Below are 19,514 nucleotides of genomic sequence, written 5' to 3'. Positions count from 1 at the left end.
CCAGTGATTATTCATCATTGGCAGCTTTTTTTGTATCATTTATAGTAAGTCGTTATAAATCTAATGACGTAGACTTAGCTATCATGACTGTTGATATAGTTTTTCATGACTCGCAATTCCTGCAACTGCTGCGTATCCATTTGCGCCAGTAACTTATCTAAACGCTGCTCAATATTATTTAACACGCTCTGTAATAACTCATTGGCTTCTATTTTCTTTTCGTCATTCCTATTGTTAGCACTTATATTTGTTAAATGGTAATGACTGGCTAACATTTCTGGAAGCCGAGTATGCAGCATCTTATTCAATACAAACTGCTCTTCTGTTATGGCAGGCGTCTTATGCTGAGCTTTTAGTGATTTCTGATACGCTTGATAGTGATTCACTCTTTCATCAATACGTTGCAGTTGGTACAATTGACGCTCTGGCAGATTTTGCAGATGTCTCTTATTTAAACTTAGTTGCTGCCAACTGAGTTTGGATAATGATAGAGGAGCATCATAATCCTGATAGACAAGCACACCTGGCTTAATACCGACAGCTTTGTGGAAAGCTTGCCAGCCTTTTTTACCCAAATAAAAGGTAGTGACTGTCGTTACAATGCCAATGCCTATTAAGATGCTCATATACACTTACTCTTCATTCTATCCTTTAATCATAAAACCCTGCATTTATAGTTTAATGTCTTCAGCACTTACATTGGTAGCCGTTGGGCTTTCAATCGCTTGAATACTTACATCACTGCTCACATCACTGCTGGCACTACTGACATTGCTATCGAGCTTTCGAATCTCCGTATTACCAGTAGGATTGTCAAAGCGTTTTTGTAAATAGCGATTGGTCGCGAGCAGTTTTTGTCCATCTTGATGATAGGAGGCATTGAGCAGATCATCGAACTGCGTATTAATCGTACTTAGTACATCTAGCAGCGCCTCTTTACCAGTGACGTTAGAGTGCTTAATTTTGGTCGTATCAGCGAGTGCACCGTCCTTACCATCTAAGTCGTGCAAGCGGCGATAGTCCGCCACGGCAAGTGGCACATGCCTGTCCATTAAATTTTGAATCATGATATACGTTTCGGTGACGGTATCTTTATCATCAATCTTTCCATCATTATTGGTATCACCATAAATGACACGCAGCTTCTCACCTTTTTCATTGATTTGCTCAAGAGCTGTTTTAACTTCCACAGGTAGACTCTTTTCAGGGATATAACCCAACTGCGGCATCGCTTTATATTCAAGCATTTTGGGCGCGGTGAATTTTTTGATACCACGATACCCTAGGTATAACCCAGCGACTGGCAACAGCCCATACAAAACAAACATGACAAACATCGCAGTAACTTGGGTCATTAGACTGTCCTTATTATTTAGTAGAATTTTGTGGCAAGCTTATTATTATTTTTGATAAGTCTTGATGCTTAGGCCTTTCATATTTTTATGAGTTGCTATTATTAAACAAAAAAATAAGGCTTTATTAAAGCCCTATATTGTTATGCATCATAGTGAGTCGATTGGATTTAATGGCACTTAGCTATCTTAAGTTGACAATGATCATTTAAGCCATTGTTAACTAACTTTTCGTGCGGCTTTTGACATAACGATGCGTTGAGGCCAGACGATTCATTACCGTTTGATGCAGCTCATCTAGCAACTCATCAAGCTCATAATCAATCTCAAGAAACAAATCGGTCAGCATATCCCCTGCAGTCATCTTGCCTTGTACCATATTGTTTTTGGTACGATGTGGGCTGAACCGTTGTAGTTGCTCATAATGATGCAGCGCTTCTGGAATACTCTCAGACACCAGCTTATCGATGACGAACTGACGCTCATTATGTTGCTGCTGTTGCTGCTCGTTGAGCTCGCTGCTCCATTCACGGTAACGCTTCAATTTACCATTAATTCGATCTAGAATTGCGACAGCCTCAATAGGCATGGCATTTAGGGTGGCTTCATCGACCACATCAACAAGCTCAGTCATAATCGGACAGCGTCCATGTTTGAGATACCACAAAGTATCTGGGTCAAAAGGAGGTCTATTGGTCGGGCGCATTTGGGCACGATTGGACAAATAGCGATCGGTCAAGGGCGTCGGCGTTCGAATATCACTCACTTGTGCTAATGCATCACGAATACGACCTGCACGCTCAGGTGGCGTAAGCACAGAGCGCTGACTGATAGCTTGATCGTTTTCATCATTGCTACCCTCCATCTCTATATCTTGACTGACACTCATCTGTTGAGCATTTTTAGCCGCTTGTGTTGGCAGGTCTTCTTGAGCTTGCCCAAATGACTTTAGCATTCTTGTCAAACTTACCACCATGACCTACTTTGCCTCTCGTTCCGTGCACTCGTATTGTGCAAGTATTGCATATATTGATTCAATGACGTATCTTAACAGCTTTTTTTGGCACTGCCAGTAAGCAAAGTGTCAATATTCCGACACCCTAAAAACATCTACTCTCTAAATGATAAGCACTTTACTATGAACGCGACCGATTATACCTCTGGCTTTTTGCTTGGGCTATCGCTTATCTTAGCAATTGGATCACAAAATGCTTTTGTACTTAAACAAGGCATCAAACGTGAACACATCTTTTTTATCTGCTTATTCTGTGCCATTAGCGATGCGTTGTTAATCTCAGCGGGCGTTGCTGGTTTTGGTGCTGTAACCGCTCGTTATCCACATGCAGTAGATATTGCCAGATTCGCAGGTGCGTTGTTTTTGCTCGTTTACGGTTTGCAAAGTTTATATGCTAGTGTTCGACGCTCACATGCGTTAACTGTCGATGGTCAAGCCGTTACCAGCTTGAAAAAAGCACTGTTGCTGTGTTTTGGCTTTACCTGGCTCAACCCGCACGTCTATCTAGATACATTGGTGCTCGTCGGCATGGTTTCAACGGGTGCTAGTAGCAAATTGGCCTTTGGTGTGGGTGCTGTCAGTGCTTCGTTCTTTTTCTTTTTTGCTTTGGGTTATGCTGCACGATTGCTTAGACCGTTATTTTCCAAACCAAAGGCATGGAATATACTTGACGGATTGGTGGGCATACTGATGCTGTACTTGGCTTGGCACTTGTATAATAGTTAATATATCGTCAATCCTCTATAGGTTGGATACCGTGTCAGTCTCGCTTAGTCTACTAATTATAGTACTTTCACTCGCCTTCCTTGTATCCACATTATATTAAACCGACTATAGTAGCTAAAAATACCGTTCACAAAAAAGCCAAATACATCTAAACGTATTTGGCTTTTTATTTTTTATATCAGATGCTTTTAATAGCAACTAATTTTTTACGGCCCCTACTCTTTGTAGCAGCGACTATCTATGATGCTTTCTTGCGCTTTTTAGGCTTAACAAGCGTTAAGTTCAAAAAGTGCTCAAGCGAGTCATCAAGGACATCTAGCCAAGGCTCTGGTAATTCGGGTGATAGCGTACCCGTCAATGTTGAACGATAGCCTTTTTCTCTAAAAGTCATGATATTGTCGGTCTTATCTTTTTGCCATTCTTTTAGGATTTCACCCTGCTTCTCTACTGCAAACTCTGGATAATCTGTCGCATTGGTTAAATCACGAATATAAGCGGCTTGGAAGTCAATTGAGTCGCTGACCGTGACACACTTAGCATACGTTGCTAACCATTCTTTTTCGTCGGCCTCACGAGTCGCCAAATCAGGCAGCTCGATATCATCCATGATGACATCACGTGCATACCACGCTTGAGCATCAAACATGTTAAAGGTGAAATACTGATCATGCATGCCTAAGTAAATGAGCTTTGGATTGGGCTGCCAAAAAGTCCCTTTGTATAGATTGGCTGGATATAAGCAATTATGTGTCTGCAAGCGTAGCTCATCCGGCATAAACGGGAAATGGAACAGGTAACCTGTGCACATAATGATTGCGTCAAATTTTTGGCTAGTACCATCGGCAAAATGCGCCACGTCATCTTCAAAGTGGGTGACAAGCGGCACTTCTTTGATACCCTCTGGCCAGTCATAACCCAGTGCTTGTGTGCGATAGCTAATGGTTACTGATTTGGTGCCATACTTATAACACTGTGTACCAATATCTTCAGCTGAATAACTACTGCCAATGAGCAAGATATCTTCATCTTTGAACTCTAATGCATCACGGAAATCATGAGCATGCAGGATACGACCTGGAAAAGTTTCTAAACCTTCAAAATATGGCATATTTGGTGTTGAAAAGTGACCCGTCGCTACCACGACATAATCAAATTCTTCGACTTCTTGCTCATTGGTTTTATGGTTCATGACTGTCACAGTAAATTTCTGCGTGTCATCGTCGAATGAGACCCAACGTACTGGGCATTCAAAGCGGATATACTTTTGGATGTCTTGCTTGTCGATACGGCCCATGATGTAGTCTTTTAGGACTTCACGTGGCGGATATGAAGGGATGGCATCACCAAAGTGCTCATCGAATGAATAATCAGCAAACTCTAAGCATTCTTTTGGGCCATTCGACCACAAATAACGATACATACTGCCGTGAACGGGTTCACCGTTTCTATCCAAACCAGTACGCCAGCTATAATTCCACATACCACCGATAGCATTTTGCTTTTCATAACAAACTATCTCAGGTAAGTCGGTTGCACCAGCCAATCGTGCTGCTTCAAAAGCGCGTAATTGTGCTAGACCACTTGGACCTGCCCCTAAAATAGCAATTCTTTTATTACTCAAGTTTAACTCCTATAATATTAGTTGTTCCTCCACTGTAACATATTTTTATAGGTAGCATTTTTTCGGATACTTTTGGTGATTGATAACATTATTTTAGACATAGCTATTCTATAAAAATCGCTTTTAGCCATTTTTATAGAATATTTATAATTTTGGGGCGTTTTAAAGGTTTTTTAGCTAATAGTAGAAGTAAGATATAAGCTTTCTTTACAACCTAAAAATTGAGGGGTAACTCTAAATAAAATAAACAAAGGTACAGGCAATCAATTTTTTCGTTAAACTAAAGCAGGAAACAGCGTGCGTAGGCCATTAACGATGATTTCAATAGAAACTGCCGCCAACAACATGCCCATGATTCTGCTCATAATGTTCAGACCCGTATCACCCAATAAACGGCTAATACGACCTGCTGCCATCAATGCCAAATAACAAAACAAACTGATCAACAACCCAGCTATTAATATGGCCGATACTTGTAGTACACCAGAAACTTGTGAAGAATAAATAATCACCGTTGAGATACCGCCCGGTCCAATCATCATTGGAATAGCGAGTGGAACGACAGCAGCTGCCATTGAGACTGGCGAATCTTGTACATGATCGACATCGAAGTTTTCTTGATCAGGCTTAACAGGATTACCATCGCCATTCATCATATTCAGGGCAATCAAAAATACCAAAATACCACCTGCCAACTGAAACGAGCCAATTGAGATACCAAGCGCTTTTAGTAGCGTCTCACCTGCGACCGTAAAAAAGCTGATGGTGATAAAAATCGTCAAACAAGCCACACGCGCGACTTTACGTCGATTATTCATTGAATAACCGCGGGTCAAATCCAAAAATAACGTCAAAGCGCTAAAGGGATTAATCAACACCATAAAGGCTAAGATTATCTTAATGATTTCAGTATTCACTGAGCGCTCGCTTGTCTATTGATACAACTGCTGAAAAAAGCAAGGCCATCGTGCGAGTGCAACGATGACCCCATATCTAACTAAAACAATATCTGACTAAAAATAGCATTGTAGCTTGTATTGTAACATAGGCAGATAAGCTAATAAAATCATTAACTTTGCTTAAGGCGTGTCCTCAATTCGAATCATAACTGTTAAATGGGTTAAAAATGAAGATATGCCCTAATTCCTCTGTACCATCTCATTAAAAAAGTTAAGTGCAGAGCAACGCTTCTAATCAGCTTTATACATAAGATAAATAGATTTTTTACCATGAAAATTCAGTCGCCAACCTATGCGCTAAAATCCAAACCAATATCCAATGCAGTGGTACTGTGAGTTAAATACCCCATCGCAATAAAGTCCACCCCTGTCTTGGCGGCGGCTTCCACGGTCGCAGGAGTAATACCTCCTGAAGCTTCTGTTCTGGCGCGACCCTTACACATGGCTACTGCCTTTGATAACACGTCAGGGGACATATTGTCCAAAAGCACCAAACTCACACCAGCATCCAACGCTTGCTCTAGCTGCTCCAAAGTATCCACTTCCACTTCTACTGGAATCAGATGACCAGCAAAATCTTGGGCTTGTTGAATGGCCGTTTTTATATCACCAGCGATAGCAATATGATTGTCTTTGATTAAAATAGCATCATCCAACCCTAGACGATGATTGCGCCCGCCGCCGCAGCGTACTGCGTATTTTTGTACAATACGCAAGCCTGGTATGGTTTTACGTGTACAAGTAATTTGCGCAGGATATTGCGCCACACTGTCTACAATTTTTCTGGTATCTGTAGCAATGCCACTGAGGTGCGTCATAAAATTAAGCGCAGTGCGTTCGGCTGTCAATAGATGACGTGCATTCCCGCTGACACTGGCCAATACTGTGCCCGCTTCAACCAATTCACCATCATCTACTTGAGCGATAAACTCAATCTGAGCATCAACCAAAGCAAATGATAAACGCGCCAAGTCCATACCGCATATCACGCCTGCTTGCCGCGCCTTAATCTCTAGTTTTGCTTGCAGATCAGCAGGGATAGTCGCTTGAGACGTCACATCACCACGTCTGCCCAAGTCTTCAGTCAAGGCAGTTTCTACCAAAGGTCTTAACAACACTTCATCCAATGCAGGTTCTTTTTTAACAGTCATTTGTCACCCCTATATACGCATTATATTGATATCGGTTCAATTTAATTAAACTCAAAATGAGCATAAATATAGCGTAAAGTTGACAGTACCGCAAGGAAATGAAGTATTTCATGCAATGGCTAAACGCGGATAGTCATAAAAACGTGAGAGCATTTACCGCTTATTTAAACCTATTTACGTTTAGGCAATTTGCTATCCATCAATAAACTTTGCAATTCGATATCGTGGCAAAAGCGATAAAGCTTGGCAGGACGACCACGCTGGGCACTACTACTCTGCCCTGTTTCTGTCACTAAGTTTTGTGAATCTAGCAGACGGCGAAAATTTTGCTTGTGCAAGCGCACGCCTGAGAGCGCTTCTACACTCTGCTGCAGCTGCGACAACGTAAAGACATCTGGCATCAGACCAAAGATAAGCGGTCGGTATTCAATCTTGGCGCGCAGTCTTGAGATCGCTGTCGCAATGACGCGGCGATGATCATAGTACATCGGTGTACCTATGATCTGTGCCCAATGCTTTGGCAATTTTTGCGGCTGATAGTTAGATGATTCTGGAATCAGTCCTGCTTCATAAAGCATCTCATAGCGCAGTAATACATGCTCTGAGACCCAGTCATAACCGTTAGTAGTGCTTGATTGATGATAGGTATTTTTATCTTGAACCGAGTCTAAAACCTCAGTATCTACACCCCAACATAAATGAATACGCTGACGACGACGGCGCTGCTGAGCAATTGAGTCTGGCACACTATTTGCCCAGTCCAATAATGCCGGCACAATAAAATCCATAATGATAGCTGGCATACCATCTAGGTGATTTTCCCATGGAAAATAATCGTACCAATCTCGCCATAGGGCTTTGCTTTGGAGCACCTGCATTTGCGTCTCTTGCACCAAGCCCAAGTAGCTTACGTAAACCAATGCATGGCCATCAATATTACGCCTATTGGTATCAACAAAGGTATATAACTGTTCCAAATAGCCAAGTGGTTGCTGCGTCTGTTCCTCAACCCATTGGCGCACACCAGCTTGCAGTGAGCGATGTAATGGCATGAGTGGTCCATTGGGCAATAACTTGCCTTGATCAACTGTTAAAACCCGGGCGGTATGATCCGTAATCGCAACCAAAACTGCAACAACCTCAGTAGTACCGCTACCCTGCTGATGCGCATGTGAATAAGACAACGTCATGATGTTAGTAATTACCTTTTAACTTTGAGCGTGCAATAAGAAAGCCATTACACTTGTTATTTGTAGTACGAATCAGTATAGCTTGAATCTAAAAATATCATAGTCTACCGATGTAAATATAAGCAGCTGAATGCAAAAGTGACAGAGCATATTTTGCATAAATACCTACTGTACGGAAAGTAGAATATAAAAAACCACTTGTATTTATGCTCAAAATGAGCATAATAAAAGCTCGTTTACTTTAAAGCTGTATTTAGGCGACTTTTATTACTCCTCAAAATAAGAACAGCAAGCAAAACGATCGTCCGTACTACGCCTAGTAGACTGAACAAGTTTAATACGGCTAATCATATTTTTGAGGTTGGTATCATTTTTAGCGACATATAACGTGTCGTTATCGCACACAAGGTTTGCACTTATGAAAACTTATCCCTATGACGCACCCATCATGAGCAATGACAACCGCATTGCGACTAAAATGAATATCGAGTATGCCAAAGCTAAGATGCCAGCGGATCTGCCGCGTTCAGAACGTATCGTGGTTGAAGAAAATATTAAGCAATTATTGAAAGGTAATAATGCCGTACTGGTCGCGCATTATTATGTCGATCCTTTTATTCAGGATTTGGCATTGGCGACTGGTGGCTGTGTTGGCGATTCTCTTGAGATGGCACGCTTTGGTCAAGCACATAGTGCACAGACATTGGTGGTCGCAGGCGTACGCTTCATGGGTGAATCGGCAAAAATATTGAGCATGGAAAAAACCGTACTGATGCCAGACTTAGAAGCCGAGTGTTCGCTTGATTTGGGCTGCCCTGCTGATGAGTTTTCAGCCTTTTGTGATGCCCATCCTGAGCGTACCGTGGTGGTGTATGCCAATACCAGCGCCGCGGTCAAAGCACGTGCAGACTGGGTAGTGACCTCGTCCGTTGGTATCGACATCGTCCGACACTTACATGCTCAAGGTGAAGCTATCATTTGGGGACCTGACCGTCATTTGGGTAAATACATCGCGCGCGAGACTGGTGCAGATATGTTGCTTTGGCAAGGGTCTTGCCTCGTACATAATGAATTTAAGGCAACCGAACTGCTGCAGCTGAAAGATGAGTACCCAGACGCCAAGGTCTTGGTACATCCTGAATCACCTGATAGCGTCGTTGAGCTGGCAGATGTGGTCGGCTCAACCAGCAAACTATTACAGTCAACCTATGAGATGGATGCAGATACCTTTATCGTCGCTACCGATTTGGGCATATTACACGAGATGCAAAAGCGCTCGCCCACCAAGCGATTTTTGGCAGCGCCTACCGCTGGTGAAAGTGCCAGTTGCAAGAGCTGTGCGTTTTGCCCTTGGATGGCAATGAATGGTCTAAAAGGTATCGAACAGTGTTTAACGCAGTTTAGCGGTGAAGTATTGATGACACTAGAGCTAGCAACAGCTGCCAAAAAACCTTTACAACGCATGCTTGATTTTGCTGAATCACAAAAACAACGTGTGGCCGCCAGTGGCGATATCGTAAAAGACCGTAAACTGTTCGCTAACGTTGGGGCTGCCTAGTATGAGCGCGGATAATGTCAGGCGAACAGACGTACTTATTATCGGTGCAGGATTGGCCGGTTTAAGTACTGCGCTATCACTACCAAAATCGCTAAGTATCATGGTACTGAGTAAAGCCGCTTTGGAGGTTTGCTCAAGCCATTACGCGCAAGGTGGTATCGCTGCAAGTTTGGACAAAAACGACTCCGTGACCGACCATGTCGCTGATACCTTAATCGCAGGCGCAGGGTTATGCGACGCCAATAATACGACGGAGATACTAAGTGAAGGACAGCAGGCCATACAGTGGCTATGCGAACAAGGTGTCCCTTTTACTCAGAACACACAACAAGATACGAAGCAAAAAACTTTAACTGATTTAAATAGTACTGATTTGAATACTAGTGACTTAGAAATTAGCAACTTACACCTTACCAAAGAAGGTGGCCATGGCTGCAGGCGAGTGGCCCATGCTGATGACGCAACGGGTCGGCACGTGATGGAAGCTTTAATTATAAAGGCACATGCTGCAAGTAATATCACGATATTACCGTATCATGAAGCGTTAAGTTTGCTGAAAGGCAATAGAGACAACCATTGCCAAGGTGCACGCGTTTTTGACCACAAGAGTCATCGTCAACTCACTGTTTATAGTCGCGCAGTCGTACTGGCCAGTGGCGGTTTAGGACAGCTTTTTCAACGTGCCAGCGCGCCCAATGTTTGTGTCGGTGACGGCGTCATGATGGCTTGGCAAGCGGGTTGCCGTTTGGCAAATTTAGAATTCATTCAATTTCATCCTACGGGCTTAGCATTAGATGACAGCAGCTTTTTGATATCTGAAGCGTTACGCGGTGAAGGTGGACGGCTGTACTGTCCGCAGACAGGTCGACGATTTATGCTAGACGTTGATGAGCGTGCTGAATTGGCACCCAGAGACATCGTTGCACGAGCGATCGCTGAGCAGATTAATGTAAATGGTCTTGGCTACGTACATCTTGATGTCAGTCATCTACCAGCGCCATTTTTACAAGAGCATTTTCCGCAAATTTATCAGACGTTGCTAACGCTTGGTATTGATATTACGACGGATCCGATACCAGTCGCCCCTACCGCCCACTATAGTTGTGGGGGGGTCGTCACATCTGTGAACGGTATGACGGATATAGTGGGTCTTTATGCAGCAGGTGAAGTTGCTTATACAGGGCTACATGGAGCCAATCGCTTAGCAAGTAATTCATTATTGGAGTGTGTGGTGGTTGGTCGCAATATCGCTGCTGACTTGCCTCGTTATTTGACAGAAATAGAAGTATTAGATGCAGAGCTACATACATCGGCGTATCGTCATAATTTGAATGTAAGTGCCAATGACATTTGGAAAACACCCATACTGAAGAACACCCAAACTATTACTCTGCCATATTTTACATCGTCGACATCAAATTTATACGATTATCATGAAGCCAGTAAGCACTGCCATTCTGATGCTGACATGACAGAAATTATTATAAAACTAAAAGCCTTGATGACCGCCAACATGGGCATTACACGTAGTGCTAAAGAGTTAGAGGAAGCGCTTAAACAAATACAAAAATGGCAGAAATGGTTGAAAAAACCTGAGTTAAGTTCACTTAATAGTAATGATAGTGATAGCAACATCAATCGCAAAAATAGCGCTGTTAGCATTGATGAGCTTACACATTTACAGTTAGAAAGACAGTTACAATTAGCGACATTGATTGTACAGTCTGCCTATCAGCGCATTGAAAGTCGTGGTGGGCATTATAGAACAGACTATCCAAATCTAGCCGTCACACCTCAGACGAGTGTGATTAATCCATTATTAGACACGAGAGAAGGTAGTATTGACTGGCTCATTCAGCCTATAATTGTTCATTCAGGAGCTAGAGCAATAAAAGCGACGACTGCCACATAAAAGCAGCAGTCAATTTGCATTCTAGTCATTCTTAAAGTGGTTGATGACTGCTTTTTATATCTCTCAAAGTGTCAAAAACATGTCTACTGATACGCTGTTTGTTATCGGACTTATGACGGTAGTAAGTTTGGTTTGGGGCATACTGGCTATCCCTCGTCTACGTACTCGCTTGCCTAAGATTTATCTGATTGCACGCTCTTGGTGGCTCATGCTAGTGGCGCTGTGCGTATGCTATGTTATCGCCAAAATAGATAATAGTCAGCATGGTTATCCTTATCAATGGGTACTCATTGCGTTTTTTATGTTAATCGGGCTACGCGGCTGCTATGAGATTAAACGCGTATGGAGCATATATGACAAAGCAGGGCTGATTAGCAAGCTCCAAGCACGCGGGCTACAACCAAAAATCATATCTGATAAACCAAAATCAGTACTGATACACTCCTATACGCGTCTCAATCTATTGGACATCATATTTAGTAGCGCCTTTATCTCTCTGATTCTAAGCCTTATCGTATTGCAGCAATTGACATGGCAGCGTGAGCAATATGGTATTTTACTTTTTGTATTCTTCGCCAGCCAGTTCAACGATATTGCCCAATATTTATGTGGGCGACTACTGGGACGCAAACTGTTTAAGCGAGGTCTCGCCCCGACTATTAGCCCAAATAAAAGCATTGAAGGCGCGGTCTTTGGCAGTTTTTTTGCAGCGATGTTGGCAGCAGTACTAGGTCACTGGCTCACGCCTTTCAGCGGGTGGCTTTGTTTATTAGCCGCTTATGGTTTGGCGGTGAGCGGTATCTTTGGAGATTTATTAGAGTCAGCATTTAAGCGTCAACATGGCATAAAAGACACTGGAACGATGCTCGCTGGACATGGCGGCGTATTAGATCGGATAGACAGCTTACTGATTGGAGTACCAATATTCACCCTGCTCTACTGGCTCTTTGGCTGAGCTGACCATTTTTGATTAAAACAGTTCTTGGTTAAGAAGGCTTGTCTAGCTTACCGCGCAATATTAGGTTGAGTAAGGGTTTAGGTAAATGGTTCAAGACCCTCGTGATATAGCGCATTGAGCGTGGGAATATTGCCAGTTCTATATCATCGTCAATCGCTTGCATAACCTGATCAACCGCTGTTTGCGTGCTCATGATAAAGGGCTTATGACTGGCATCACCGTCATTTAAGTCGCGCAATGCTTGGGTATCAATATAGCCTGAGGCAATGCACGTCACTTGGATATTATAAGGCGCAAGTGCTGCTCGATAAGCGCTAGCAGCCGCAATCATCGCGCGCTTACTTTTCGCATAAAGGCTGGCATACGGATAATCCATCGTGCCAGCGATAGAGGCGATACAGATGAGGCTTGGTCTACAGTCTTTGGCAAAGTCCAGTGACTGATGTTGCTGCTTTAACTGCACACTTGCCCATCTAAAAACCTGCTCAAATGCCTGCAAGTTAATCGCTAACATTTTATCACTGTCTGCTTGACTCAGATGTTGGACACGCTCATTGGTGTAACTACCCGCACTATATATGAGCCTTTGAAAGCTTGTAGCTGACAATTCATCTAATAGACTCTGTGTTTGGATAACATCCGTTAAGTCGCACACATAAGTCACGACGGTAGGATGCTGGTTATTAATGTCGGCTATCTTTGCCTCGTTACTTCCAATAATGCTCACCTGCCAGCCAAGCTGCAAATGATGCAAAGCCAATGCCAAGCCAAGACCACTCGTACCACCAACGACAATAATATGCGGCGTATGATTTTCGGCGGTATCTTCTACGAGAATTTTCATAAATTATGCTGCTGTATATAGTCGGCCGTGCGCTGGTAGCCATATTGCCATTGCGCCTGCATTTGCTGCACAAAGCCGTCGTAATTACTGTGTATCAGCTCAACAATCATTTGTTTTATATTAAAACGCTTTTGCACATTTTGGCCCGCTAACTGCTGCTCATTATCGGCAAATGGTAGCCAGTGTAGCCGATGTTTTTCGCTAGCAGTATTAGTGTGCGACGACACTTCCATCGGTTGATAACCGTGTACTGCTGCCAGTCGCTCATTAGGATCAAAACCAAAAACACGCTGAATCGCGGGAGCAGCCAGCCATGAGTCATAACCTGCCTTAGTCTCTGCAAATACGCTATCACCCAACTGACATGCTAGCTCAATAGGTGTGAGATTAATAACCCCACCTAAGCACCAGCCAAGCTCTGCGATATACGTGGGCGGTAAATAATACATGTCTGCCATAGAAGCACGAACCACTGGTGCAAAATCCCATTGTGTTTCTACCTTTACAGACGGATGTATCCGCTCACTGGCAAAGGCGTGCGCAGAAGATCTCATTTCCTCGTCGGTCAGACTTGATACAGAATGCTCAAAGCGTGGCGGTGCAAATAATAATTCTTGTAGCTTTAATTGTTCATTATATAAACCATCAACAGGCGCTTGATACAGTCGGCTGGCAATGATGGCTATCTCAGGCGTATTAGCGTTAGACCGACGACTGCCATTTTCGCTAGATGCAAAGCTAGATAGCTCATCGAGCCATTGCCCTTCATTATCGACCCGAAACATCGCCAGCTGCTGTAACTCATCTAAGAGTCGCGCATAGCTGTCTGTATGTCGATGCCGTTGTGCTTTAGACGCTTGACGTGATAAGGATAAACCCAAACGCTTGAGTGCATGAGTCATATAACGCATTTTTAAACGCCTATTAGCTTCATCTGGTGAAACATGCCTAATTGCAGCAATAACACGAGACAATTCGCGACTGCACATCAGCGCTTGCAAGTCCCTAGGGTCAGGCGCTAGGTTGACCAAATAAGCGGATAAGCTCCCGCCGCAAGTACCAATGATCATATCTGGCGTCAAATCATGTGCAACTAATGCTGCATAGCTGCCTAAGTAATAGCCAAAACGCGAGCCTCCTCCTGAAAAAAGCTGGACACGCTCATAAGGCTTAGTAGGTTTATTATTCATTTATTACTTATCATTGATTGGTGCCGTTTTGATCGCCAATGACACGGTAAAGATACCAAAGCGGTCGATACGCATGGCAACCTTTTTAAAGCCCGCACGTTCAATCAATTGATCCATCTCGGCTTGTGAGCGACAACGCATCACCCAACTGCTGCCACGGTGGTTGTTCAACGTTTTACTGATAAACTCTTGCTCAGGATGCCACGGTTGGTTGGTGTAAATTAGATAACCATCCGCTTTTAAACTATCATAAATACCTGCCAATGCCGTTTCGGGTAGTGTATTGTCAGAAAACAACTCAAACACGCCTGAGCTAATGGCCACATCAAATTTTGTGTTATCAGAATCAGGATAACTTACCACGTCAAACGCATCTTTTTGACAAGCAATGACTCGATCAGAAATCGCTAACTGCTCCGCTTTTGCTTGTAGTGCTTTGATATTATGCATCTCATAATCTCGTAGCTCTGCCTGCAAATCGGTAAACGCTGTCAACAGATCAAACGCATAAAAACCATGGCCACTGGCAATATCTAATAGTTTTGGTTGATATGGTTTGACGCTACTTTGGTTTTTATCTTCGATATCTGCGAGTGCTAAACGTGCCAGCTCTAATATATGCTCACGGCGAATACGAATACCTTGCCAGCCGATATTGTTCAAATAAAATTTATCGATTGCGTGACCAAATTTATTCTGACCGCTAGGCTGATTATAGTAAACGTGATCCAGCGAATGACCCGAGTCAAATCCATGCTCAAGCCCTGTCGCAATCGCATCGCTCACATGACCGAACTTTTGCATCGCAAAACGGGTAATCGCAAAACTTGGATTAAATGGCTTAATCGCTAAGCGGTCTACCTTATCTTTACTCGCGCTATTCAAATGAGCGGTACTCAGATCAGGCGCTTGTACTGGCGCGGCAAAGACCTGCTCAGCAAAATCTATGCAGTCGGCAAACACATCAGCCTTATTGGTCTCGTGGAAAATCGCATGATAACTGTCTGGGTACAACTGCCAGCGTTTGGTAGGTGTATTAATCGCTTCATAAAACGTGCGTTCAGCCTGCTTATCGACCACATAATCTTTGCCCGCGCATAAGACAAACGTCGGTACAGTGATAGCCCCTGCATCGTCGAGCAAACGCTGACCCGTCGCATGGGTATCGATGAGTAAGTCGGTTGAAATACTATTCGATATCAATGGATCAGCATTATAAGCTTGCTGCGCGTCCTTATCATGAGTCAATACTTGCGCTTTGACATAGCTACTAACACGCGACATCAGACCTAACGTACGTGCTACCTTCAATGACGGTATCGCAAAAGGCAGATATAAGCGAATACTTAGCGCAGGCGTGCCCAATATCATCCCGCGAATACTGGGCGCATAATCATGCACCCATGCTGCTGCCAGTACCGCACCGATACTACTGGCGACGATTAAGGTATCTTCAATAGCAATGCCTGTCTGCCCAATAACCAATTGCACAAAACCGTCTAAATCTCGTTCTAGCTCGGTAACACTCTCGGCATGGTCTTTGATACCACCCGAGCGCCCATTGCCACGTGCATCCCAAGCAAAAACTTGATAGCCAGCTTTTGCAAACTGCTCTCCTAACTCTGCTAATCGACCCGAATGCTCGTGTCCACGATGTAACAGAATAACTTGGCGTAACGGCTGATTGGCTTTTTGCACGTCCTCTAAAGGCATCGTTAACCAATAGCGATAATAAATAGCAGTGCTGTCATAAGCGTTGTAGCAACTTTCACCACCAATAATTTTTGCTAAAGACTGCTCAAAACTAACGCTAGCCTGTTCTTTTAATTTTTGACTATTAACAGTGGTGGTTGGCATTTCTTTGAACTCCAATGGGCGAGCGTTATCAATAGAATTATTTGGCAAAACAGTAGTAAGAGATAGCGAGTTGTTTGTTGACTCACACGTTACTGCTCGAAGTGCTGGTGGCTGATGCATCAAATATAGATTTGCCATATAACGTAAGCGGTTTAGGCAAGTTTTTAATAGTAGTACTTCGGTCAATATGAATAGCGGTGTGATGCTGAGATGAGCGCGCGATAACGGTACCTTGCTACCCATAAAAGCCCCAAGCACGCCTAGTATTAAAGCGCGATCACTTTTGCCTAAAGGCCCTTGGTTAGCACGAACCCCTAGTAAAGTATTGCTGGCGATACCGAGTAGCTCACTACTAACACTCAACGCTACAATACTGCTGACATGCCGCTGAGTGGTTAGCGACTTACTCGTGAGAGTTTGTCGTTCAGAATTAATTCGTAAATCATGTTTAGCGACATGCGGAGCCAAACTGGCAATGAGCGCCGTATCAGCAACAATATCACCTATTTCATTGAGCACTGCACCCAATCTAGAGGCCTGGCCATGCTCACGCGCCATCATGCCGTCGATGGCATTGAGTGCCATACGTACAAACAGTGATGAAGGCAGTAGAAGCCATAACGCTTGCTGCTCAATCGCAGGCTTAGCAATCACGTAAGCCGTACCCACACTCAATAATACTGCGGATACAGTGACTTGATTGGCAGTGATGTTCTTTGCGACCAACGCATTACTCAGCGGTCGCAGCTGATCTTGAAATTTAGGCTTGAGCTGATATAGCGACATAATGCCAACCACGTATTTTCGGTGTCTTAATTTAACAACAAAAGTTTATTAAGTAAATACTTAAACGTGGCGATAAATCTAATTATAATCCATAAAAATCGGGCTTTATAAAGAATATGGTTTGCCAATGTCAGTATTTATAACTTGATATGTTACAATCTTCAGCTTCTTAAAAATGCCTTATTAAAACCCACGAGTCTGCCGTTATGCAAAGCATAGTTACCCTTATTTTGGTCTTAATGCCAATGTTTATTGGCTTTGCCATTCCTTCTAATCCCACTATGACAAGGCTTGCGGATAAGGGCTTATCTTATTTAGTGTTTGTCATTTTAGCGCTAATTGGCATTGAGCTATCGCAAGTCGAGGGCTTAGGCGGTCAAGTAGGTGAGATTGCGCTTTATGTTGCTGTGCTTTCAATCCTCACTATCGGCTCTGGTCTACTAGCTTTGATGATATTCGATAACATGCGCCCATGGCAGGCTAAAAAACCCAGCGTCAAATCTAAAGAGCATCGCGTCAGTATTCGTGGCAGCCTCGCCCAAGTCGTTTGCGTAGTAATCGGCATGGTAATTGGCTATTTCCTACCAGCGAACTACATGCCACCAGAAAACACCATGACTGCTCTGCTAATGATACTAATCTTGCTGGTCGGTATTGGTTTAAAGGGTTCAGGCATTACGCTCAAAGAAGTCCTACTCAATAAACGTGGCGTTGAGATGAGTGTTGTCTTTACGATAGCAGTATTGGCAGGTGGCTTAACTTTTGCGCTGATGTTCAGTGATGTATCATGGACAAAAGGCTTGGCTCTGTCATCAGGATTTGGTTGGTATTCACTATCTGCCATTGTGATGACCGATGCTTATGGCGCCGTCTGGGGCAGTGTCGCCTTATTCAATGACTTGGTGCGTGAGTTCTTTGCCTTGATATTTATCCCAGTATTTATGCGAAAATATCCATCAGCTGCAGTAGGGCTTGGCGGGGCGACGAGCTTAGATTTTACCTTGCCAATCATTCAGCAATCAGGCGGTCTAAAGGTTGTACCATTGGCAATTAGTTTTGGCTTTATTATTAATATTGTCTCACCCGTATTGATGGTGTTGTTTTCGGCGTTAGGGTGATAACTAACTTTGCTCAACTTTATCTTGCCATGCAATGATTACTTCTTTATTTCCTTTTGCGACTTCATCAACAATAATTTTTATCGCTTTAGTTTCTTGAACATGAGTACCAACATATCCAGAACGAATCAAATTTATAATATCACTTGAAGTTAAGTAGTTGCGTTTAAGTGTTTCAAAACCTATGCGCTCACCACCTCTAGGGCCTTTAGCATTTTCTGTAGAAATATAGTGTTGGTAATGGTCTAAGGAAATCACAAACGAAGAACCTAAGCCCTCGGCCTCTCTTTTTATAAACTTAAAAAAGAATGGGTTACTGTTCAGTCTATAGCCTTCGCGACTCCCTGAAGACTCTGGGATCTTCATTCTTGATATTTCTTTTGTCATTTGTAAATCAGGTCTAAAAACCCAGTCTTCATACTCTTTCTCAAGCATTTTGTACTGAATCATTACTATAGAACCCATCGTTTCGTTAATGTAAATTAAATCCACACCAAGCATTTTCTCTAAAGGTAGTTTATTAGAATGGTATATGGTTAACCGCTCTTGATTTTTAACATAACAAACTCTACCTGTATAATCTGCCGCAACTTTAGTGAAACCTTCCAAATTATTAAGATCGGTTTGAATTACATTATCTTCATAGAGCCTACTTTCATATCTAGTCTTTTTATTGACATCAATTCCGAAGATTTTTAATGCCATATTTTCAGCATCTTCTTGAACAAGATCTATGTAATCTTTTGATTTAGATATATTTAATATCTTAGAAGCTTTATTTAGGGCATAGTGATTATTCTTATCTTCAAGTAATGCATTAATAGCAGCCTTACTAGTGGCAGAAGTAAGATTTATTACTTCTAACTCTGAAGATAGTTTAGTCTTAAAGGTTTTTTCTATTTTTTCATCTTTAAATTTTGAAGATAAATCAACAAAAGATGACATGTATATTTTACTCAAACTATTGATAGATACTCTTGTTTCAAATGTTGTAATTGCCGACTTATTAGTCACCACTCCCAACAGATACTCTGTCATGTTTGCTCTATTGTCATAGTTTAGCTCTAAAATACATATACTGTTTTTTCTTGTTTTTTCAAAATAATTGTGACGAAGAGCAAGAGTTATGTATTCACGATTCCCTACAGATTCTTTCAAAGCACTAGATTTTTCGATATCCATTTTTATTAAAGTAATAGGTCTTTTATCAACATTTCTCAAAATTTCTTGAAAGTTGCTTTCATTCATAGATAATCCTTAAGTCACAATTTAAAATC

Annotated in this window: 16 protein-coding genes; 5 read left to right on the top strand and 11 right to left on the bottom strand. The window is 42.6% G+C overall.

Annotated features, from left to right (window positions below):
• Positions 1-74: 74 nt before the first annotated feature.
• From DFP82_RS03150 to DFP82_RS03140, 3 genes are all read right to left on the bottom strand, one after another.
• Complete coding sequence (locus DFP82_RS03150) at positions 75-626, bottom strand: hypothetical protein (protein WP_110922294.1); 552 nt, start codon at positions 624-626, stop codon at positions 75-77.
• 45 nt (positions 627-671) lie between these two features.
• Positions 672-1,355, bottom strand: coding sequence for a hypothetical protein (locus DFP82_RS03145; protein WP_110922293.1), 684 nt, complete (start codon positions 1,353-1,355; stop codon positions 672-674).
• A 220-nt stretch (positions 1,356-1,575) separates the two neighbouring features.
• Positions 1,576-2,307, bottom strand: coding sequence for a hypothetical protein (locus tag DFP82_RS03140; RefSeq protein ID WP_110922292.1), 732 nt, complete (start codon positions 2,305-2,307; stop codon positions 1,576-1,578).
• A 183-nt stretch (positions 2,308-2,490) separates the two neighbouring features.
• On the opposite strand from DFP82_RS03140, the gene DFP82_RS03135 reads away from it, so the two are divergent.
• Positions 2,491-3,093 carry a LysE/ArgO family amino acid transporter gene (locus DFP82_RS03135; RefSeq protein ID WP_110922291.1) on the top strand — a complete coding sequence of 201 codons (603 nt, stop codon included), beginning with the start codon at positions 2,491-2,493 and terminating at the stop codon, positions 3,091-3,093.
• A gap of 238 nt (positions 3,094-3,331) precedes the next feature.
• On the opposite strand, the gene DFP82_RS03130 is transcribed toward DFP82_RS03135, so the two are convergent.
• The 4 genes from DFP82_RS03130 to DFP82_RS03115 form a co-directional block, all read right to left on the bottom strand.
• On the bottom strand, positions 3,332-4,714 hold the full coding sequence (locus tag DFP82_RS03130; protein ID WP_110922290.1) for an NAD(P)-binding domain-containing protein: 1,383 nt from the start codon (positions 4,712-4,714) through the stop codon (positions 3,332-3,334).
• 275 nt (positions 4,715-4,989) lie between these two features.
• Positions 4,990-5,631, bottom strand: a complete 642-nt coding sequence (locus DFP82_RS03125; RefSeq protein ID WP_110922289.1) for a MarC family protein — start codon at positions 5,629-5,631, stop codon at positions 4,990-4,992.
• Between the two features lie 332 nt (positions 5,632-5,963).
• Entirely contained in the window at positions 5,964-6,824 is an 861-nt protein-coding gene (gene nadC / locus DFP82_RS03120; RefSeq protein WP_110922288.1) for a carboxylating nicotinate-nucleotide diphosphorylase, read from the bottom strand.
• 170 nt (positions 6,825-6,994) lie between these two features.
• Positions 6,995-8,014: an NUDIX hydrolase gene (locus DFP82_RS03115; protein WP_110922287.1), complete on the bottom strand. Its 1,020-nt coding sequence runs from the start codon at positions 8,012-8,014 to the stop codon at positions 6,995-6,997.
• A 418-nt stretch (positions 8,015-8,432) separates the two neighbouring features.
• On the opposite strand from DFP82_RS03115, the gene nadA reads away from it, so the two are divergent.
• The 3 genes from nadA (at position 8,433) to DFP82_RS03100 (ending at position 12,439) form a co-directional block, all read left to right on the top strand.
• Positions 8,433-9,572, top strand: coding sequence for a quinolinate synthase NadA (nadA, locus tag DFP82_RS03110; RefSeq protein ID WP_110922286.1), 1,140 nt, complete (start codon positions 8,433-8,435; stop codon positions 9,570-9,572).
• Between the two features lies 1 nt (position 9,573).
• Positions 9,574-11,484 (top strand): L-aspartate oxidase, encoded by a 1,911-nt coding sequence (nadB, locus tag DFP82_RS03105; protein WP_110922285.1) that lies wholly within the window; start codon positions 9,574-9,576, stop codon positions 11,482-11,484.
• 79 nt (positions 11,485-11,563) lie between these two features.
• Positions 11,564-12,439: a phosphatidate cytidylyltransferase gene (locus DFP82_RS03100; protein WP_181416231.1), complete on the top strand. Its 876-nt coding sequence runs from the start codon at positions 11,564-11,566 to the stop codon at positions 12,437-12,439.
• A 31-nt stretch (positions 12,440-12,470) separates the two neighbouring features.
• Here the strand turns inward: DFP82_RS03100 and DFP82_RS03095 are convergent, their stop codons facing one another.
• The 3 genes from DFP82_RS03095 to DFP82_RS03085 are packed head-to-tail and all read right to left on the bottom strand — an operon-like array spanning position 12,471 to position 17,119.
• Positions 12,471-13,286: an SDR family NAD(P)-dependent oxidoreductase gene (locus DFP82_RS03095; RefSeq protein WP_110922283.1), complete on the bottom strand. Its 816-nt coding sequence runs from the start codon at positions 13,284-13,286 to the stop codon at positions 12,471-12,473.
• A complete protein-coding gene (locus DFP82_RS03090; protein ID WP_110922282.1) occupies positions 13,283-14,476 on the bottom strand; it encodes a patatin-like phospholipase family protein in 1,194 nt (397 codons plus the stop codon). Before DFP82_RS03090 ends, DFP82_RS03095 begins: the two co-directional genes overlap by 4 nt.
• Positions 14,477-14,479: 3 nt before the next feature.
• Positions 14,480-17,119 carry an alpha/beta fold hydrolase gene (locus DFP82_RS03085; RefSeq protein WP_110922281.1) on the bottom strand — a complete coding sequence of 880 codons (2,640 nt, stop codon included), beginning with the start codon at positions 17,117-17,119 and terminating at the stop codon, positions 14,480-14,482.
• 206 nt (positions 17,120-17,325) lie between these two features.
• On the opposite strand from DFP82_RS03085, the gene DFP82_RS03080 reads away from it, so the two are divergent.
• Positions 17,326-18,237 carry a LysO family transporter gene (locus DFP82_RS03080; protein WP_110922280.1) on the top strand — a complete coding sequence of 304 codons (912 nt, stop codon included), beginning with the start codon at positions 17,326-17,328 and terminating at the stop codon, positions 18,235-18,237.
• A 3-nt stretch (positions 18,238-18,240) separates the two neighbouring features.
• Here DFP82_RS03080 and DFP82_RS03075 read toward each other — a convergent pair whose 3' ends face one another.
• Positions 18,241-19,485 (bottom strand): hypothetical protein, encoded by a 1,245-nt coding sequence (locus DFP82_RS03075; protein WP_110922279.1) that lies wholly within the window; start codon positions 19,483-19,485, stop codon positions 18,241-18,243.
• Between the last annotated feature and the right edge of the window lie 29 nt (positions 19,486-19,514).

The sequence above is a fragment of the Psychrobacter fozii genome (assembly GCF_003217155.1).
In the GTDB taxonomy this organism is placed as follows: Bacteria; Pseudomonadota; Gammaproteobacteria; order Pseudomonadales; family Moraxellaceae; genus Psychrobacter; species Psychrobacter fozii.
This window is presented reverse-complemented; position numbering and strand designations above follow the sequence as displayed.

Bases quoted from the DNA above. Each gene is read 5' to 3' on its own strand.
- DFP82_RS03090 (WP_110922282.1), bottom strand. From the start codon at position 14,476: ATGAATAATAAACCTACTAAGCCTTATGAGCGTGTCCAGCTTTTTTCA.
- nadC (WP_110922288.1), bottom strand. From the start codon at position 6,824: ATGACTGTTAAAAAAGAACCTGCATTGGATGAAGTGTTGTTAAGACCT.
- DFP82_RS03135 (WP_110922291.1), top strand. From the start codon at position 2,491: ATGAACGCGACCGATTATACCTCTGGCTTTTTGCTTGGGCTATCGCTT.
- DFP82_RS03100 (WP_181416231.1), top strand. From the start codon at position 11,564: ATGTCTACTGATACGCTGTTTGTTATCGGACTTATGACGGTAGTAAGT.
- DFP82_RS03085 (WP_110922281.1), bottom strand. From the start codon at position 17,119: ATGTCGCTATATCAGCTCAAGCCTAAATTTCAAGATCAGCTGCGACCG.
- DFP82_RS03075 (WP_110922279.1), bottom strand. From the start codon at position 19,485: ATGAATGAAAGCAACTTTCAAGAAATTTTGAGAAATGTTGATAAAAGA.
- DFP82_RS03080 (WP_110922280.1), top strand. From the start codon at position 17,326: ATGCAAAGCATAGTTACCCTTATTTTGGTCTTAATGCCAATGTTTATT.
- nadA (WP_110922286.1), top strand. From the start codon at position 8,433: ATGAAAACTTATCCCTATGACGCACCCATCATGAGCAATGACAACCGC.
- DFP82_RS03095 (WP_110922283.1), bottom strand. From the start codon at position 13,286: ATGAAAATTCTCGTAGAAGATACCGCCGAAAATCATACGCCGCATATT.
- DFP82_RS03145 (WP_110922293.1), bottom strand. From the start codon at position 1,355: ATGACCCAAGTTACTGCGATGTTTGTCATGTTTGTTTTGTATGGGCTG.
- nadB (WP_110922285.1), top strand. From the start codon at position 9,574: ATGAGCGCGGATAATGTCAGGCGAACAGACGTACTTATTATCGGTGCA.
- DFP82_RS03140 (WP_110922292.1), bottom strand. From the start codon at position 2,307: ATGCTAAAGTCATTTGGGCAAGCTCAAGAAGACCTGCCAACACAAGCG.
- DFP82_RS03150 (WP_110922294.1), bottom strand. From the start codon at position 626: ATGAGCATCTTAATAGGCATTGGCATTGTAACGACAGTCACTACCTTT.
- DFP82_RS03115 (WP_110922287.1), bottom strand. From the start codon at position 8,014: ATGACGTTGTCTTATTCACATGCGCATCAGCAGGGTAGCGGTACTACT.